The 17,051-nt window shown below is 38.5% G+C and carries 17 protein-coding genes and 1 riboswitch; of the genes, 13 read left to right on the forward strand and 4 right to left on the reverse strand.

The features are described from left to right. Positions 1-99: 99 nt before the first annotated feature. From ACOZIR_RS04650 to ACOZIR_RS04665, 4 genes are all read left to right on the forward strand, one after another. Complete coding sequence (locus ACOZIR_RS04650; RefSeq protein ID WP_045293949.1) at positions 100-582, forward strand: GNAT family N-acetyltransferase; 483 nt, start codon at positions 100-102, stop codon at positions 580-582. Next, positions 579-1,505, forward strand: a complete 927-nt coding sequence (locus ACOZIR_RS04655) for a DMT family transporter (protein WP_045293948.1) — start codon at positions 579-581, stop codon at positions 1,503-1,505. Before ACOZIR_RS04650 ends, ACOZIR_RS04655 begins: the two co-directional genes overlap by 4 nt. A gap of 25 nt (positions 1,506-1,530) precedes the next feature. After that, positions 1,531-2,469: an MBL fold metallo-hydrolase gene (locus tag ACOZIR_RS04660; protein WP_310878481.1), complete on the forward strand. Its 939-nt coding sequence runs from the start codon at positions 1,531-1,533 to the stop codon at positions 2,467-2,469. 202 nt (positions 2,470-2,671) lie between these two features. Then, entirely contained in the window at positions 2,672-3,523 is an 852-nt protein-coding gene (locus tag ACOZIR_RS04665; RefSeq protein ID WP_045293946.1) for a VOC family protein, read from the forward strand. A gap of 474 nt (positions 3,524-3,997) precedes the next feature. On the opposite strand, the gene ACOZIR_RS04670 is transcribed toward ACOZIR_RS04665, so the two are convergent. Next, on the reverse strand, positions 3,998-5,383 hold the full coding sequence (locus ACOZIR_RS04670; RefSeq protein ID WP_340141778.1) for a protoporphyrinogen oxidase: 1,386 nt from the start codon (positions 5,381-5,383) through the stop codon (positions 3,998-4,000). 221 nt (positions 5,384-5,604) lie between these two features. Here ACOZIR_RS04670 and ACOZIR_RS04675 point away from each other — a divergent pair, with 221 nt between their 5' ends. The 6 genes from ACOZIR_RS04675 to ACOZIR_RS04700 all read left to right on the forward strand — a co-directional run bounded on the left by ACOZIR_RS04675 (position 5,605) and on the right by ACOZIR_RS04700 (position 11,311). Beyond that, positions 5,605-6,930 (forward strand): metallophosphoesterase, encoded by a 1,326-nt coding sequence (locus ACOZIR_RS04675; protein ID WP_045293944.1) that lies wholly within the window; start codon positions 5,605-5,607, stop codon positions 6,928-6,930. Between the two features lie 158 nt (positions 6,931-7,088). Further along, positions 7,089-7,511 carry a GtrA family protein gene (locus ACOZIR_RS04680; RefSeq protein ID WP_045293943.1) on the forward strand — a complete coding sequence of 141 codons (423 nt, stop codon included), beginning with the start codon at positions 7,089-7,091 and terminating at the stop codon, positions 7,509-7,511. Between the two features lie 37 nt (positions 7,512-7,548). Then, entirely contained in the window at positions 7,549-9,234 is a 1,686-nt protein-coding gene (locus tag ACOZIR_RS04685) for a DUF6044 family protein (RefSeq protein WP_045293942.1), read from the forward strand. 12 nt (positions 9,235-9,246) lie between these two features. Beyond that, entirely contained in the window at positions 9,247-10,236 is a 990-nt protein-coding gene (locus ACOZIR_RS04690; protein WP_045293941.1) for a glycosyltransferase family 2 protein, read from the forward strand. Positions 10,237-10,343: 107 nt separating this feature from the next. Then, a complete protein-coding gene (locus tag ACOZIR_RS04695; RefSeq protein WP_045293940.1) occupies positions 10,344-10,784 on the forward strand; it encodes a hypothetical protein in 441 nt (146 codons plus the stop codon). 80 nt (positions 10,785-10,864) lie between these two features. After that, the gene (locus ACOZIR_RS04700) at positions 10,865-11,311 is read left to right on the forward strand and encodes a GNAT family N-acetyltransferase (RefSeq protein WP_045293939.1); all 447 of its coding nucleotides are present in this window, start codon (positions 10,865-10,867) and stop codon (positions 11,309-11,311) included. 12 nt (positions 11,312-11,323) lie between these two features. Here ACOZIR_RS04700 and ACOZIR_RS04705 read toward each other — a convergent pair whose 3' ends face one another. Continuing rightward, on the reverse strand, positions 11,324-11,620 hold the full coding sequence (locus ACOZIR_RS04705) for a hypothetical protein (RefSeq protein ID WP_050688317.1): 297 nt from the start codon (positions 11,618-11,620) through the stop codon (positions 11,324-11,326). A 121-nt stretch (positions 11,621-11,741) separates the two neighbouring features. Continuing rightward, positions 11,742-11,843, forward strand: a riboswitch (SAM riboswitch). A gap of 63 nt (positions 11,844-11,906) precedes the next feature. Between ACOZIR_RS04705 and ACOZIR_RS04710 the strand changes: the two genes are divergently transcribed. The 3 genes from ACOZIR_RS04710 (at position 11,907) to alaP (ending at position 14,230) form a co-directional block, all read left to right on the forward strand. Continuing rightward, on the forward strand, positions 11,907-12,251 hold the full coding sequence (locus ACOZIR_RS04710; protein WP_303525116.1) for a hypothetical protein: 345 nt from the start codon (positions 11,907-11,909) through the stop codon (positions 12,249-12,251). Positions 12,252-12,351: 100 nt separating this feature from the next. Further along, positions 12,352-12,510, forward strand: a complete 159-nt coding sequence (locus ACOZIR_RS04715) for a DUF1540 domain-containing protein (protein WP_071271404.1) — start codon at positions 12,352-12,354, stop codon at positions 12,508-12,510. 316 nt (positions 12,511-12,826) lie between these two features. Then, the gene (gene alaP / locus ACOZIR_RS04720; RefSeq protein ID WP_340141779.1) at positions 12,827-14,230 is read left to right on the forward strand and encodes an alanine permease AlaP; all 1,404 of its coding nucleotides are present in this window, start codon (positions 12,827-12,829) and stop codon (positions 14,228-14,230) included. A gap of 66 nt (positions 14,231-14,296) precedes the next feature. Here alaP and ACOZIR_RS04725 read toward each other — a convergent pair whose 3' ends face one another. Further along, positions 14,297-16,390 (reverse strand): cytoplasmic protein, encoded by a 2,094-nt coding sequence (locus tag ACOZIR_RS04725; RefSeq protein WP_340141780.1) that lies wholly within the window; start codon positions 16,388-16,390, stop codon positions 14,297-14,299. A 234-nt stretch (positions 16,391-16,624) separates the two neighbouring features. After that, positions 16,625-17,023, reverse strand: coding sequence for a GNAT family N-acetyltransferase (locus tag ACOZIR_RS04730; protein ID WP_045293934.1), 399 nt, complete (start codon positions 17,021-17,023; stop codon positions 16,625-16,627). Positions 17,024-17,051: the final 28 nt, after the last annotated feature.

Genomic DNA, 17,051 nt, shown 5'->3' on the forward strand with positions numbered 1-17,051 from the left:
TCTCCTTAATAAAAATCAATAAAAGGTGTAGGAAAAAAATAGGTGGTGTTGTATAATAATTCGATATACTTAATTTTTATAGAAAGAGGGTAAAAATTTATGAAGTACTGTTTAGCACAGCCGGAGGACGCTGCTACAGTTCACGATCTTATGCTGCAAGCCTTCTCCGTCTATCGCGATTCTGTCCCACCATCCAGTGCTCTTGATGAGACAATGGAATCTATTATGCAATCATTAAAGCACGAAAAAGAAGCTGTCATTTTATCCGTCGAAAATAAGCCGGTAGCGATGGCGCGTTTTACGCTAGAAGAAACGAGCTTATATTTTTACCGCCTGTCTGTTATTCCTGCTTTTCAAGGGAAAGGAATAGGTAAACAGCTTATTCAATGGTTAGAGACATACGCCAAAGAGTGTGGTAAGGAAAGTTTAACATGCAAGGTGAGAATGAATATTTCTCGCAATATAGCTTTGTATGAATCAATCGGCTTTTACATAGAAGAACAAGAAATTGTACATAGAGACGGAGTGGATATTCCTGTAGTAAATATGAAAAAAGACGGTCTAAAAGGAGTAATGGCATGAATAAATCAACTCTTCCTTTACCGCCGGCATTATTTCTTTTAGTAGGTGTATTAGCCGTGTCCTTTTCTTCTATTTTAATTAAATGGTCGGACGCACCTGCTTCTATTTTAGGGATGTATAGGCTGCTGTTTACGGTCTTTCTATTCTTGCCGTTTCTACCCTGGAGGAAAATGAAAATTCTTTTTAAAAACAGCACGGTAAAAGAATGGCTAATGCTAGTTGTATCAGGCGTATTTTTAGGGCTTCACTTTTTGTTTTGGATGGAGTCTTTTTCACATACAACAGTTGCTAGCGCGATGATTTTGACTGCGCTTGAGCCGGTCTTCGTGGTGATAGGAGCTTATTTTTTATTTAAAGAAAAAACCAGCAAAGTAGGAATCATCAGCATTTTAATTGCTGTTAGCGGCTCGATGATTATCGCATCGGGAGATATCGGCGTATCTAAAACGGCTCTTTATGGAGACTTGCTTTCTGTTTTAGGTACAGTGGCTGTTTCTGTTCATATGCTGGCAGGGCAAGACCTGTGCAGGAAAATGCCTCCAATCATCTATAGTTTCGCCGTTTTTTTAATCGGTGGACTGGTTCTATTTGTCTACAATATTTGTACAAACGTATCGCTGACTCAGTATGACACAAAGGACTGGTGGATCTTTTTGCTGTTAGCACTTATTCCTAATATTTTTGGTCATGCCTTATTTAACTGGCTGTTAAAGTATGTAGGTGCTACAACGATTTCAATGGCTATTTTAGGCGAGCCAATTGGCGCCATCATTCTCGCTTATTTCTTACTTGGAGAAATGACCACCGCTTCTCAGCTAGTGGGAGGAATGATTGTGATGATTAGTGTAATGATCTTCTTAAAGTACAAAGCAGCAGAGCCGGAAAAAGTCATAGCTCTTCAAGAGAAGTCGAATATCACCTAATGGGATAGGCAAGCAGCACCCGAGTATGATACAGTTTATTTATCATTATTTACCATTTGATAAAAAAGCTTTTATTAAATTACATAAAGCAGGTGTAAATATGCTGAAAAAACTAACGGACCACATTTATTACTTTCCTCACTCTAAAGAAACGGATCGACCTGTCCTCGGGCTTATATGCGGGGAGAAGTATAGTTTCGTCGTCGACGCTGGGAATTCTCCTGCGCATGCATCAGCCTTTCTAGAAGAAGTGGAAAAACTGGGGGCCCCTCCAATCAAAGGAGTAGCTATTACGCATTGGCACTGGGATCATACATTTGGCATTCATGCAATGAACAAGTATACAATCAGCCATCATTTAACTAAGAAGAAGCTGGCCTATTTAAAGACACTGCGCTGGGACGATGATTCCTTGGATAAACGCGTCCAGGAGGGTGAGGAAATCGAATTTTGCCGGGATATGATAAAGAAAGAAATGCCATGTCGAGAGACGTTAATTTTACAGGAACCGGACGTAACGTTTCATCATCATATGGAAGTTGACCTAGGTGGAATCACTTGTTGCATTCAGCATATTGGAGGGGTACACGCCCAGGACTCGTCCGTTGTCTACGTCCCCCAAGAAAAAGTACTGTTTTTAGGTGATTGTCTATGTCCAGATTTTTATAGCGGTGACTGGAGTTATGATAAAGAAGACCTTGAGCGGATTCAGAGAGAACTTCAAAAATATGATGCGCAGTATTATCTTTCATCTCATTTTGACCCTGAAACTTCTGAGGAACTTTGGCGAGACTTAAATCAATTGAGTGCGATTGGAGAAATTGTAGAAAATGAAGTCGATTTAGAAAAAGCATGTTTTCAGTTTGAATGTGAAACGTATAAGAAGCCAACAAATGAGCAAAAAGAGAGAATACAGTATTTCGTTAATGGAAATGTCAAACGCAAAAGCAGAGAACTGTTTTGATAGTTTATGCATAATGGTAAATAAGCCCGCCTGCTCATACTATAGTATGAGCAGGCGGGCTTATTTAATTGGTTGTGCTGTGATATAAGTGTTAAGTTATGATAGTAAAATAAATAACTTGACGAAACGAAGTTATAAAAATATAATAAGTTACATAAAGTAAGTTAATTAAAAAATGATATATTCAAAAGGAGAAATAATCATGAACTTTCACCGTGCACCCCATGTATTTGTTGGAAAAGTAAATTTAAAAGTAGAAAATTTAGAGCGTTCACTTGCTTTTTATCAGCAAATAATTGGGTTTAAACTTTTAGGGAGAAAAGAGAATAAAGCCTTGTTAACAGCTGATGGACGCACGGCGCTTTTATCGATTGAACAGCCGGAAAACGTTACAGCAAAACAGCCTCGTACAACAGGCTTATATCATTTTGCTCTATTGCTGCCGACTCGTTCTGATTTAGGAAGTATTCTGCAGCATTTGTTAAATAGCGGTTATCCGCTTCAAGGGGCGTCTGATCATCTAGTGAGCGAAGCGCTGTACTTGGCAGATCCAGATGGAAACGGTATAGAGATTTATCGAGATCGTCCGTCAAGTACATGGGAATGGAATGACAGTGAAGTAGTAATGGCTACAAAACCTTTAGATGCAGAAGCGATAGTAGCTGAAGGAAACGGTAAACCATGGACAGGATTACCTTCAGCTACCTTAATGGGACATATTCACCTTCACGTTTCTGAATTAAAGCAAACGGAAACCTTTTATCGAAATGGATTAGGTTTTGAGGTTGTGAGCAATTACCATAATCAAGCATTGTTTATTTCAACTGGACGCTATCATCATCACATCGGACTAAACGTTTGGAATGGAATTGGAGCGCCTAGTCCTCTTGAAAGCAGCGTTGGTTTAGAGTCATTTACACTTGTTTTCCCAGCTGAAGAAGCAAGGGAGCAGGCAATAAATCAGCTTCGTGAAATCGGAGCAGCTGTTTCTAAAGAAAACCAAGATTTCATCACAAAAGATCCATCAGGCAATATAATTAGATTAGTCCTTTAACATAAAAGCTGCCGCAATTGGCAGCTTTTATTTATCGCAATGTTCGTCAAAATAGGCAAGAAATGTACACTTTTTTCTCAAATAGTAAGAGGATAATGGCGAAAACGGTGTTATTTTCAGGGAAATAAACGAAGAGTCTTACGTTTAAAAAAGTTTGTAAACAAGCGGGCGTGGGAATAAAATACATATCAAGCGTCGTTTCTTATCGTTATTGAATCTTTATATAAAGTCTTTCCATATAAAAACTTGAAGGAAGGGAGCGGAAACCTGTGAGATATAAAGTGAAACATTGGCTTAGATTAACTTCAGACGAGCGCTATCTTGTATTGTTTGCTACTGCTGCTTTGCAAAAAGAAAAGCGATAAAAGAGTTGTTAATAGTAAGGAAAGTAGCTTTATATGCTAACGAAAAGGTAATAAAAGGCCTGAAAATAATATATTTATTTTCGGGCCTTTTATTATTTTTAAACCTTTTTTAAGTCAATTGTTGAGAGATAGCTTCGGCCGTTTGTTTGCCGTTTGTTATACACGCTGCAATGCCTACTCCATAGTAAGAACAGCCTGCTAATGTAATAGCGGGGTGCTTGTCATGCAATTTTTGAGTCAAGTTGCGCACAAGTTCACCGTGTTTAAGATGATAGGTAGGCATCAATTTATCCCAATTGGTTACGTCGCTTTCAATGGGCTGCTCTTTGATCCCTAAGCTGTTTTCAATGTCCTTTTGTGCCACTGCTAGCAGCTCTTCCTTTGACATCGTCCGCAGGCTGTCAAAGTGGTGACTCGTGCTTTTATAAAATAAGCGAACTAACAAATTCCCCCGCTTAGAGGTGTGAGCCCATTTTTTGCTCGTCCACGTGCAGGCATTGGCGATTAAGTTGCTTGATTGAGAGGCAATAAACCCGGTGCCTTCAGCGGGAAGGTATTCGTCTGGAACGTCATAGCCGATGTACACGCTAATCAGAGAAGAATCTTTTAACTGCTCAAAGTCTTCGTTTAATTCGGGATCGTTCAACAGGTGCTGAGCAGCCGTGTGCGGTGTAGCTAACACCAAGTAATCCGCTGAATGGGCTTGCCCCGGCGTACTGATTTGGTAACGTTCACCGTTCTGTTTTATGCTGGTGGTTGGCGTATCTTTTAAAATCGTTACATCAGAAAGCTCTTCTTCTAGGCGGTGAATAATCGTTGATAAACCTTGTTTAAACGAAATGAATTTTTTATTTCCTGCCGTTTTAAATTTTTTTTCATTGGCTCCCATTCCCTTGATGATGCTGCCGTACGTGTTTTTATAGTCGAGCAGATAAGGGAGAGTCGAAGAAATCGTGAGTTTGTCTAAATCGCCAGAGTAAACGCCCGATAAAATAGGTGCAATTTGCTTTTCTACTAGCTCTTCTCCTAAGAAATGTTTTAAAAAGAGTCCAATTGAGCTGTCTTTTGTAAACGTTGTATTTTTAGTAATTAAGTCTTTTAAAGCTGTAATTTTAGCTTTTGAAGAAATCAGCTCGCTTTTAAAAAGAGATTCCACGCTTGTTGGAATACCGAACATGGTATCTTCCGGAATTGGAAGCAGCTCATTAGCAGAGTAAATAAACGATTTGCCCGTTTCGTTATATACTAAATCGTTTGTTAAGTATAGCTCTTCTAGCAGAGGCATGACGTTCTCTTTTCGAGCTACGATAGAATCTGCCCCTGTTTCCATGATAAATTCCCCCGCTTCACGCGTATTAATTTTTCCTCCTAGATGGGAATTTTTCTCTAGTAATAATAATTTAAGCGGAAGGTTACGTTCTCGTTTTAGTTTCTGCAAATAGTACAGAGTGGTTAAGCCCGTAATTCCTCCTCCAATAACAGCGACCGTTTTCAAAATATTCACTCCTACATTTTCAACAATTAGTCTGTAATATACGAAAATCATACCACTATGACTAGGAAAAGTGTAATGAATTGATTGTGAACATAGTGTGTGCAAATACGAAAAGAAATATTGAAACTATACGATTAGATATTTTGAAATTACATAAAATAAAAGCTCATACACGTAGAGAAAATAACTGAGACGCAGCAGTGAAGAAAGGAGGAAGCATCATGCTCGGCGGTTTTATGGAAACGCTGAAAAAAGACTGGCTCGCTTTCGTATTAATAAGTGTTCTTATATGCGGGATTACCTTAAACGTACGAGCTGAAGAGAAGAGCGGACGAAGCGGATACATCGAACCAAAGCTAGTTTTTCCTGTGATCAGTGATGTTCATATTAAGGAAACAGGAACGCTTGATTTGCGTACTTTTCAACATGCATTAACGCAATTAAATGAACAGGCACCGAAACAAGATGCATTTGTAGTAGTAGGAGACTTGGCCGATACAGGCGCGTTAAAAGAATACGACCGTTTTTTTTCTGTTTATAATCAAAATAAACAGTCGCAGGCCGTATCTCTTTTTACAATTGGCAACCATGAATACCGGGACAGCGTAACCAATCAGCAAGCGCAGCAGCGTTTTTTATCTAAAACCAAAATGAAGGCTCTTTACTTTCATCAAGTGATAAAAGGCTATCATTTTATCATGCTTGGAACAGAAAGCCGATTAACTGCCGGTGATTATTCAATCAAGCAAATTAACTGGCTTGGAGAACAGTTGAAGATAGCAAAGCGAGACGATCCTAAAAAACCGATTTTTGTCTTTATTCATCAGCCTATTAACAATACACTGTACGGGGAAAATAGATGGGGGATAGAAGTGAATGAACAGCTTCTTTACAATACGTTAAAACCTTATTCGCAAGTCATTACGTTTTCTGGTCATACCCACCATCCGTTGGACGACCCTCGTACTATTTTTCAAAGAGATTTTACCTCTCTTGCAACGTCTTCTGTTCGGTATATATGGCCTGGTGCTGGATATTTACAAGGTGAACTTCCTCCTGGCTATCGAGACGTGAGTCAAGGTCTTCTTGTAGAGGTTTATAATCGAAAAATAGTCGTTAAAAGGCGGGATTTTCACGCAAATAAGTGGACGGGAGAAGCGTGGGAAATTGATATACCTGCAGATGCAAAAAAATTTCACTACACAAATGAGCGAGATTTAGTAAAACCGATTTTTCTTCCAAGCTCTACTATTTCTGTTATACAAGAAAAAGCTTCAGCAAATCAGCTTTATATCCAGTTTACGCAAGCGGTGGATAATCTGATGGTTCATTCTTATCGCATTACCGTCAAAAATAAAGAAACTGGAAAAGTGGTCAAAACATATAATGCATTTTCTCAATATTACAGCGATCCTGTTCCGGATGTTTTAAGTCTTCCGTTATCAGGTTTGCAGCCTCATACTGCGTATCAAATAGAAGTAGCGGCAGTGGATGCGTTTGACAATCAAAGCGATCAAAAATTAATTATTGAAGGCTCTACTAAATAGCTGAAAGAATCCTGATTTTTATTGATTCTTTTAGCTTTTTTTCATCTGTTTTTAATGTTATTTTCATTAGATTTTTAAGTGGAGTTGCTACACTGAAACTGTATTTAAAGTCATAATATGTAATTTTTATGAAAGTATCAAAATCAAAAGGAGTTTATATGAAAGGATCTTTTGTACGTTTTTTAGTAGTGGGACTGGTCAATACAGCAGTAGGTCTCTCCATTATGTATGTGCTGCTTCATATCTTTCATCATTACTGGATAGCGACGTTCGTCGGCAATGCAGCGGGGGCAGTCGTCAGCTACGTGTTAAATCGAATATTTACGTTTAAAAGCGGAGTTCATTTATCAAAAAGCATACTGCGTTTTATTTTAGTTATTGGCATTTGCTACGGCTTGTCTTACTATATTGGACTGCAGTTCTCCAGCTGGTTATTGCATCAACTTCCTGTTGCGGTGCGTCCGTTCAAAAAAGACGTCGGTATATTAATTGGAACAGGTCTGTATACGCTTTTAAATTATACGGGTCAAAAATACTTTGTATTTAATACAAAAAAAGAAGCAGTCGTCATTCACGATTAGCTTTTAGTCATTATGAAATGGAAATAGGTGTTAACAGATGAAGAAAGAAACAGCTATGAATAAAGAAAAAACATTGCTTATTATCGCTTTCCTTTTGCTGCTTGCGTATGTATCTCCTATGTTTTTACTTGGGGAAAATTCACATATACGCGTGCATGATAATTTAGACTCAAATATTACGTGGTATAAAGTTCTGCATCAAAGCGGGGAGCTGTTTGGTTCCAGTCATGCCGTATTACCTCAAATTATTAACGGATTGCCGAGAAACACGTTTGGAACAGAATTTAGCGGTATTCAGTGGCTGTATGGCTTATTTCCTACCATGCTTGCGTACAGCCTCAGCCAAATGATTACGCGCATATTTGCTTTAATTGGAATGTATTTATTATTAAAAAAGCATTTTATTAAAAGCGAGGATGCTTATGCGATTCGAGTGCTTGTATCACTTGCTTTTGCACTTACGCCATTTTGGCCTTCGGGCATGCTGAGTACATTAGGACAGCCGCTGGCGCTGTGGGCGTTTTTAACCATTCGAAACCGCGAAGGAACGTGGAAGGAATGGCTTACACTTTTATTGCTTCCGTTTTACGCGAGTTTTGTGCTAGGTTTTTTCTTCTTTTTAGCGGCGATGGGGCTGCTATGGCTAAGAGATGCCGTAAAAAAACGAGCGTGGAATATTCCTTTTTTAAGAAGTATTGCAGCGATGACCGCTGTCTTTCTTCTCATTGAATACCGGCTTGTTGATTCGCTTTTATTTCCGGAGGCCCCGACGAGTCGAAATGAATTTTTAAGCTCTACTCTAAGCTTTGGACATTCCGTTCGCCTTGCTTTAAAGAACTATACGCTCGGGCATACGCATGTAATGACGCTTCATACCTTTGTCATTTTACCGCTTTCTTTTGTCGTACTGTGGATTGTTGCTCGGAATCAGAAGGGAAAGCTTGAAAAAACGTTTTTGCAGTTATTTATTCTTAATCTCCTGCTGTCGATTTGGTATGCGTTTTGGTTTTATAAAGGATGGGAGCCGCTAAAAGAAAAATATCAGCTTTTTAATACGTTCAATTTTGCTAGATTTCATTTTTTACGCCCGCTCATTATTTATTTAATGTTTGCCGTTGGCGGCTATGTTTTATGGAAAAGGAGCAAGGCGTGGAAGAAGTTTGTGTGGGTATGTTTGATTTTACAGCTGCTTGTGTTATTTATAGCAAATCCAGAACTTTATTACCGCTACAATCACGAGCCGTCAGTCAAGGAATTTTATGCTGTTCATCAATTTGATGAAATAAGCAGATATATTGGAAAACCTAAATCATCTTATCGCGTAGCAAGCATAGGGCTTCATCCATCCATTGCTCAGTATAACGGCTTTTATACGCTAGATACGTATAACAACTTCTATCCGTTAACGTATAAGCATGAGTTTCGTAAAATTATTGCCAAAGAGCTTGATAAAAATAAAAAACTAGAAAGCTACTATGATCACTGGGGCAACCGCTGCTATGTGTTTGTTAGCGAGCTAGGGAAAAAATATGATTACCGAAAAGACTCAACTAAAAAAATCCATCATTTGCAGCTTAATATCAATCAATTTAAAAAAATGGGCGGTCGCTATATTTTTTCAGCTGTGCCAATCGAAAATGCTGAAAGCGACGGTTTGCACTTTTTAAAAGCATTTAACGATAAACAGTCCGCTTGGAAAGTGTATGTATATGAAGCAAAGTAAGGGGGCAATAAAATGAACAGACCTATTTTAACGATTGTTGTTCCATGCTACAACGAAGAAGAAGTATTCACAGAGACGTCTTTTCAATTAACTACTGTAGTAAAAGAACTAATAGATGAACGTCTTGTATCAAGTGAAAGTACCATTTTATTTGTAGACGATGGAAGTAAAGACAGCACGTGGTCGCTTATTGAAAAAGAAAGCTGCAGCAATTTATTTGTAAAAGGGTTAAAGCTAGCGCGAAATGTAGGACATCAAAATGCTTTGCTTGCAGGACTAGAAGCAGCCTACCAACAATCTGACTGCGTCATTTCCATTGACGCGGATTTACAAGATGATATCAACGCCATTCGTACTTTTGTAGAGAAGTATTGGCTCGGGTATGAAGTTGTATATGGTGTTCGAGACAGCAGAGAAACCGATACACTTTTCAAACGAACTACGGCAGTAGGATTTTACCGTTTTATGAATAAGTTAGGAATTCAGCTCGTTCAAAATCACGCTGATTTTCGTCTCATGAGCAAACGTGCTCTTGGTGAACTCATGAAATACAAAGAAGGAAACGTCTTTTTACGAGGTCTTGTACCATTAGTAGGATTTCGCTCCACTGAAGTCACATATGACCGCAAAGAACGGACGGCGGGCGAATCAAAATATCCGTTAAAGAAAATGCTCGCTTTTGCATTTGACGGGATTACATCTTTTAGCGTAGCGCCTATACGGTTATTAACGCTGCTTGGAGGAGCTTCTTTTCTTTTTAGTGTTGCGTTTGGCATTTATGCGCTGATTCAAAAATATTTAGATCATACGCAAATTGGGTGGACGTCTCTTATTTTATCAATTTGGCTTGTAGGCGGCCTGCAGCTAATGGGGATAGGGCTTGTCGGAGAATACATTGGCAAGATTTTTAACGAAGTGAAACAGCGTCCTAAATATACGGTTGAAAGAGATTTATATACGAAACACTCATTAGACAAACAAAAAGATTTGCTGATGCATTAATTAAGAAGCTTCTCCTGAATGGGGGGCTTTTTGTGTTAAAACGTATATCATAATTTTTAGGGCAATAGGAGATGCTACTACTAAAATTGCTAAGGAGATCAATATCTATGAAAAGACTATTTTATACAGTCAGCACTTTTTGTTTTGTTTGGCTTGCTTTTGCAACTATTCATGTTAGCGCTCTTTCGATGGAAAAGCTTCCAATGAAGAAATCATCTGAACAATGGTCGGTTGAACTGGCAAAAGCAAGTATGACGGGAGATAATCAGCTAAAGTGGAAAAATAACGTCTATCATACATATGGGTTAACCGTTGAAAACATTGGAAAAGACGTAGAACGCGTGCAGGTTCAAGCTTTTCGTCACGAAGGAAAAAATAAGACGAAATACAGCTTGTTTTCTCCTATTGAAAGATCTAACTTAAGCAAAAGCGGTCAGCGTTTTCGCTATGCGAATTTTGCTGTTCCTGGAAAAGCGGCAGGCTTAGACATCATGATTAACTGGACGGATGAACAAGGCAATCATCAAGAACATTTTGAATTTAAATAAAAGTCTTCGCTTAGGCGAAGACTTTTTTTGCAGGAATTTATCTCTGCATGTGGAAAACGAACACGAAAGGAGAGATCGTGATGATTGTAAAAGCTACTGAAGAAGAAATACAGGAAATTCGGACAAAATCTGCTGATGCGCTGTTTGAAGGAACAACGCATCAGTTTCAACCGTCAACTGAACGCGTAAATGAACTAATTGATAATGCTCTTAAAAAAGGATGTTATTATTTAGTATCTAGACAAGAAAATAAACTCGCAGGCTGGGTTCTTGCGGGACCATCTGCCGACTTCTTTTCAAAAGAAGAAATTGGCTTTATCTACGAGTTATATGTTGTATCAGAATACCGCGGGCGGGGTCTAGCCAAGCCGTTAATGCAAAAAGCGATTGATGAATTGTCTATCAAAGGATACCCTGAAATCAGGCTCAGCGTTCATGCTGGGAATTTTGTACAGCATGTGTATCGCGAACTTGGATTTGTAGATAAACAAATATCAATGAGCCTGCAGGTGGTAAAACGTTCGTAACGTTGGTGAATGTCAGCGAGTCCATAAAACATAAGATGTTATACATGCGATGAGGTTTGGTAATGAAAGTAAAAGTAAATAAGTAGCCCAAACGGCGCCTTTATCTAGTACTTCAACAGCTCCTCCACCTGTATGATCTGAGGCGGGAGGATCTTCAAGCGCGTTCATAATCAAAGCCGCTGCTGCTAAAATAATTCCTCCAATGCTTCCGGTTGTTTTGACAATTGCAATATGGAAAGTAGATGAAAAGGCAATGCTGAGAAGCAACAGCAAGCTTCCCAAAAAAGCAGATAACATATATCGTTTCATGTGCTCACCATCCTTTATGACAGCATACCATATTTTACTTCTTTTTTCTTTTTATTGAAAAGCTATTGACGTAACCTACAAAACATATTAGAATAGTCAGAAATAATTTAAAAACGAAATATTCTTATCTAGAGAGGTGGAGGGACTGGCCCTTTGAAGCCTCAGCAACCACAATTATTGAATGGTGCTAATTCCAGCATAGCCTAGCTTTGACAGATAAGAAGAGGAATCTTTTTCTATGGTGAAATCCTCTTCTTAGGAAGAAACATTTCGTATAGAAAAGGTGATGACATTGAACAATAGACAAACGGCGTTAAGCATTGATGATTATTTAGATCTATACTTGTTAGCAAAAGAAATAAAAGACGAAACGTGGCAACAGGAAATTTTAGCTGCGCTAAAAACGAAGCAAAATCGCTCATTTGAAGACAAACAATCCGCACTCGTTCAAGAAATATGGGAAGATTTTAAACAGTTAAATGAAGATATTTCTTTTACGTATCGCTTAATTCAAGAAGAGCCAACTAATGAACGATTTCAGGCTAAATTAAGGCACCTGCGAGAACGACGGATTACGCTGAGTCGCGAGTTATATCTAGCTAAAAAACAGTATGTTGAACATATGCAATAAAAAGATCCGCTTGATAAACAAGCGGTTTTTTTGCATGTAAATGTTAGAAGCATTATATTTCGGGTAAAAAAGAGATAAGACAAGAAAAGGAGGGATGACAGTGGCTCAAGGTGTATTATGTGAAGTAAATGAGTGCGTGTATTGGAAAACTGGAAACAAATGCAGTGCAGAGTCCATTTACGTTGTGAGTCCTGAAAGTAGTCACCATGTTTCTGAAACGGAAGAACCTGGCTGTAAAACTTTTGAACCCGCGAGATAAATGCTAGTTTTTATAAAAAGCATAAAATGAACGATGCGCTGACGGAGTTGAGTCGGCGTTTTTCTATTTTTTTAAAATGCTATTACTTAGGTGCAATAATAAATACATAGTAAAAAACCAGTGTCTACATCTAATTGTGTATTTAAACAAAATGATACGATAATTTTTTTATTTTTCGACAAAAGAAAAGTGAGAGAAAGGTGATAGAATACAAATATATAGCCTAGCTGACTTTTAGCACAGACTTATATGAAAGCGCTAACAAAAAAGGCTGTATTCATCTCGTTTTGACAGATTGGAAAAAGGGGAGACGTTTATGCAGGGGAAAACTCAGGGGAAAGAATTGAAACGCGGGTTAGAAGAAAGACATGTGACGCTGATGTCCTTAGGAGCAGCCATAGGGGTAGGGCTGTTTCTTGGATCTGCATCTGCTATTAAATTAGCAGGACCGGGAATATTGTTGGCGTATGGATTTAGCGGAATGATTATGTTTTTTATTATGAGAGCACTTGGAGAAATGGCGATTCAAAAACCTGTTGCAGGTTCATTCAGTAAGTACGCGCGCGACTATTTAGGGCCGCTTGCTGGTTATTTAACAGGTTGGAATTACTGGTTTTTATGGGTTGTAACATGTATGGCTGAAATTACAGCCGTTGGTATTTATATGGGGTATTGGTATCCAGATGTACCAAACTGGATTTGGGCGTTATCGGCGCTTGTCATTATGACAACAGTTAACTTCTTAGCTGTTAAGGCATATGGCGAACTGGAATTTTGGTTTGCACTTATTAAAATTTTAGCGATTGTATTAATGATTGCCGTTGGATTATTAATGATTGTGTTCGGAATCGGCAACGGCGGCGTTGCGACTGGTATTAAAAACTTGTGGGACAACGGCGGACTGTTCCCGCACGGATTCAAAGGCATTTTGCTGTCGCTGCAAATGGTCATGTTTGCGTATTTAGGAATTGAAATGATCGGTGTTACCGCGGGAGAAGTGAAAAATCCGGAAAAATCTCTAGCAAGAGCGATTGATTCTGTCTTTTGGCGTATTCTTATTTTCTACGTGGGTGCATTATTTGTCATTATGTCGATTTATCCTTGGCAAGAAATCGGTTCACAGGGAAGCCCGTTTGTATTAACATTTGAAAAAATCGGGATTCCAGCGGCGGCTGGTATTATTAACTTTGTCGTGCTAACAGCAGCTCTTTCTTCTTGTAACAGCGGTATTTTTAGTACAGGCCGTATGCTGTTTAACTTAGCAGAGCACGGAGAAGCGCCAAAAGGATACAGCCAGCTGACAAAAGGCGGCGTACCGGGAAAAGCTGTTTTAGCATCAGCGGGTGCTTTATTAGTGGGAGTAGCGTTAAACTACATTGTGCCTGCCAAAGTATTTACGTGGGTAACAAGCATTGCAACATTCGGTGCGATTTGGACATGGGGAATTATTTTGCTTTCTCAAATTAAGTATCGCAAAACGTTAAAAAAAGGTGAAGAGGAAAAGTTAAAATACAAAATGCCTTTGTTTCCGCTAACGTCTTATGTATCACTTGCGTTTCTAGCGCTTGTTGTTGTTCTTATGGCGTACAACCCAGACACAAGAATTGCAGTTGTCATCGGACCATTATGGTTTATCGGTCTTATTATTGCGTACTACGCAAAAGGATTTCATAAACGAAGTCAGAGTTCAGCTGCAACTGAGCAAAAGCTCGTGAAATAAAAGAAAAAACCTCTTTCTTGGAAAGAGGTTTTTTCTTTTGTTTGTTTTTAATTTCTTATAAATTAATTAGTTTAGGTAGGTTTCGATAATTGTTTCAATATCATAAGGGGTAACACCTTCATCAAGAGAATAAATAGTGTCAGCTTTTTGCTTGTCGTGGATAAGTGTTCCTCTAGCTTCTGCGTGAAATGAAAAAAGGTCATAAAGCGTTGGCTTCAACAGCTTTGTCATAGCTTTTCCTATAAGAGAGACAGATCCATTGTTTTGTTCGAGATTATTTTCAAATTCAACATGATGATGCAGCGAAATATCCGTCCAGATTAATTTTCGCTCTTGTAAATCAAAAATTAAAGGGATGGAGATGGTGGAATCACTAGCAAGATCTACTTTATTCTGCACGGTAGAAGGTTCGAATATCTCGCCGGACTCTATGTGCTGTCTTATCATCCATCCTCCAAAACATTCGGGAAGCATAACAAAAGGCTGGACAGAAAATGAATAAACGTTCATCAATATATAACGGCCGCCTTTTTTTAGAATCGTAGGGATATGCAAGTCAATAAATTCACATGCCCCGTTAGGAGCAGATGTAATATCTCCGCTGTGAAAAGCTTTGAAGCTTTTTGAAGATAAGTTTGTATAAGAAATATGCTCTTTATACTGCCAGTTTTCATCGTAAATTCCGGCAGACAAATCAATATCTACACTACCGGTGTGTTCACCATTTACAAAGCCTTCTTTCCACCAAATAAAAAAACGAAGCGTATTGCCTTCAGGAATTGTTAATTTACTGCCCCTACTAATCGTTTTTAATGTTTTGCTGCTTGAACGCTGTGAAAATGGTATAGTTTGTTCACGTAAACGTTCATCAAGCCATACATTTCCAAGAGGTGGCAACTTAGCAAAACGGTCATGTAAAGCATCTTTGCATGCATTTATTACACCATCACAAAGATTTTTACGAAGAGAAGGTAAGGGATTATCAAGCGCCATTACTTTGGACACATTCCCTTTTGGAAACACTACGCGCATATCTTGTCTATGATGTCGATGCTTCATATGTGAATAGAGCTGAAGCAGTACTGGCGTAGAGACATGATGAGCGACCGTTGCAAATGCTACAATAATAGAAGCAGCTTCTTGTTCCCCAGTAGATAAGCGCAGTAAATGGTCAATTCGTCTAGCAAAGTCACCTGGCCGTTTTTCTAAAAGTGAAACTGCTTTTGAGACGTCTTGTTGCTCGAGTGCTTTCTCTAATTTACTATAGAACGTCAACGGTCTTTTATGGTTTCGAACAGCATCGAATCCTTTAGCAGCGTGAGGAAATCGATGTTTGTATTCTCCAGGATGTAAAATCTCACCTAAACGAATCCACTTTACTTTATAACGAAACATATCTTCTTCTACATTTGGAGTGCTTTCTAGCAGCTGCAACAAGCTTCGGCGTTCAAAACGACTAAACTTTTTAAATAAAGTGGGTGATGAAAGGCTAATATCGCCATCAGATAAAGCGGTTGCCAAACGTAAGACATCTGTTGCTGTTTTAAAATAAGAAGACAAGACATCAATAGGTAGTTTGTTTGTTTTAATTAAAACTGAGCTAACAAATGCAGCATTTTCTTTTTGAGGAATGACTGCTGGAAGTAGGTCTAATGCCGGTAAAGTGATAAGAGACCATTCGATGTCTGCTCGATCCGTTTGCGATAATGAGGTATTGGCACCAATTAATTGGCGCATCATAAGGTCAAATTCTTCATCCGTTCCGAGGTCAATAATCCGTAAATCTGTAGTATCAAACAGTGGAAAAACATCTTGTTTTTCACTGTTTGGTAAAATCCCAGTCAGATAGTGAACCACAGCATTTATGTATAGTTCTGCTTCGGACGCTTGCATGACTTCGTTTGGAAAGTTAGGATACATCGGTTTATATTTAACATGAGCGCCAACAAGTCTTTTTAAAGATAAGAGAAGCTGCTCATAAAAAGACATAAATTCGTAGAACGGAAGAGTGAGTAACCGATCAATTAAAGAAGTTGAAGCTGTAAATCCTAATGCCTCAATGTTTTTTAACATGGAAGCCACATAAGCAGGGGGTAATATATCTGATCCTTGCTTCACAATTACTTTAGACTGTCTTCTTAAAAAAATATCGTTTTTCATTCAAACACCACCATGTATGATTTGCACAGAAAAAGCCAGGCGCTTTGCTTCCTGACTTTGAATATATGTATAGTTAAGTTAATGGATTAAGGAAAAGGGATACCTCTAAATTCTAAGAGTTGGATGAGAAGGAAGAAGTATCATAGCCTTAATCTTTGAATAGTGTACCATCATATTGAAAGGATGTAAAATAATAATAGTTTAGTAAGAAAGGGAATTTTTTATCTTTTTTACCTATCGAATTCTCTCAATCTTAAACCCATTATCAATCTGATGAAAGCCGACTTTTGGATAATAGTTCATAGCAGAAGGAGCGGAAAGTAAAATGAGCGCGGTTTCTTCACCGATTTCTGCTTGAACGTGCTTGATGAGCTGTGTGCCGATTCCTTGATTTTGATAGTCTTTTACGACAGCTAAATCCGATAAATAGCAGCAGTAGCTAAAATCTGTTAACGCTCTAGCTATGCCAATGAGTTCGCTGTCGTTCCAAGCGGTGATGGTAAGAGAAGCGTGATCAAGCATTCTTTGAATCCGATCAAGATCTTGTGAAGGACGTTTAATGCCTGAATGTACAAACACTTCAGCAGCTTGTTCGGCACGGATTGAGACGTTGGTTTTATAAGTAATAGTCATTGTGTCATCTCCTTGAGTTATAAGATAT

The organism is Priestia sp. D3YE.R1 (assembly GCF_049199565.1).
Classification (GTDB): Bacteria; Bacillota; Bacilli; order Bacillales; family Bacillaceae_H; genus Priestia; species Priestia aryabhattai.

Coding starts and splice junctions, on each gene's coding strand:
- ACOZIR_RS04650 (WP_045293949.1), top strand. CDS start 100: ATGAAGTACTGTTTAGCACAGCCGGAGGACGCTGCTACAGTTCACGAT.
- ACOZIR_RS04730 (WP_045293934.1), bottom strand. CDS start 17,023: ATGACTATTACTTATAAAACCAACGTCTCAATCCGTGCCGAACAAGCT.
- ACOZIR_RS04665 (WP_045293946.1), top strand. CDS start 2,672: ATGAACTTTCACCGTGCACCCCATGTATTTGTTGGAAAAGTAAATTTA.
- ACOZIR_RS04710 (WP_303525116.1), top strand. CDS start 11,907: ATGACATTGAACAATAGACAAACGGCGTTAAGCATTGATGATTATTTA.
- ACOZIR_RS04725 (WP_340141780.1), bottom strand. CDS start 16,390: ATGAAAAACGATATTTTTTTAAGAAGACAGTCTAAAGTAATTGTGAAG.
- ACOZIR_RS04680 (WP_045293943.1), top strand. CDS start 7,089: ATGAAAGGATCTTTTGTACGTTTTTTAGTAGTGGGACTGGTCAATACA.
- ACOZIR_RS04705 (WP_050688317.1), bottom strand. CDS start 11,620: ATGAAACGATATATGTTATCTGCTTTTTTGGGAAGCTTGCTGTTGCTT.
- ACOZIR_RS04695 (WP_045293940.1), top strand. CDS start 10,344: ATGAAAAGACTATTTTATACAGTCAGCACTTTTTGTTTTGTTTGGCTT.
- ACOZIR_RS04685 (WP_045293942.1), top strand. CDS start 7,549: ATGAAGAAAGAAACAGCTATGAATAAAGAAAAAACATTGCTTATTATC.
- ACOZIR_RS04700 (WP_045293939.1), top strand. CDS start 10,865: ATGATTGTAAAAGCTACTGAAGAAGAAATACAGGAAATTCGGACAAAA.
- ACOZIR_RS04660 (WP_310878481.1), top strand. CDS start 1,531: ATGATACAGTTTATTTATCATTATTTACCATTTGATAAAAAAGCTTTT.
- alaP (WP_340141779.1), top strand. CDS start 12,827: ATGCAGGGGAAAACTCAGGGGAAAGAATTGAAACGCGGGTTAGAAGAA.
- ACOZIR_RS04655 (WP_045293948.1), top strand. CDS start 579: ATGAATAAATCAACTCTTCCTTTACCGCCGGCATTATTTCTTTTAGTA.
- ACOZIR_RS04690 (WP_045293941.1), top strand. CDS start 9,247: ATGAACAGACCTATTTTAACGATTGTTGTTCCATGCTACAACGAAGAA.
- ACOZIR_RS04675 (WP_045293944.1), top strand. CDS start 5,605: ATGCTCGGCGGTTTTATGGAAACGCTGAAAAAAGACTGGCTCGCTTTC.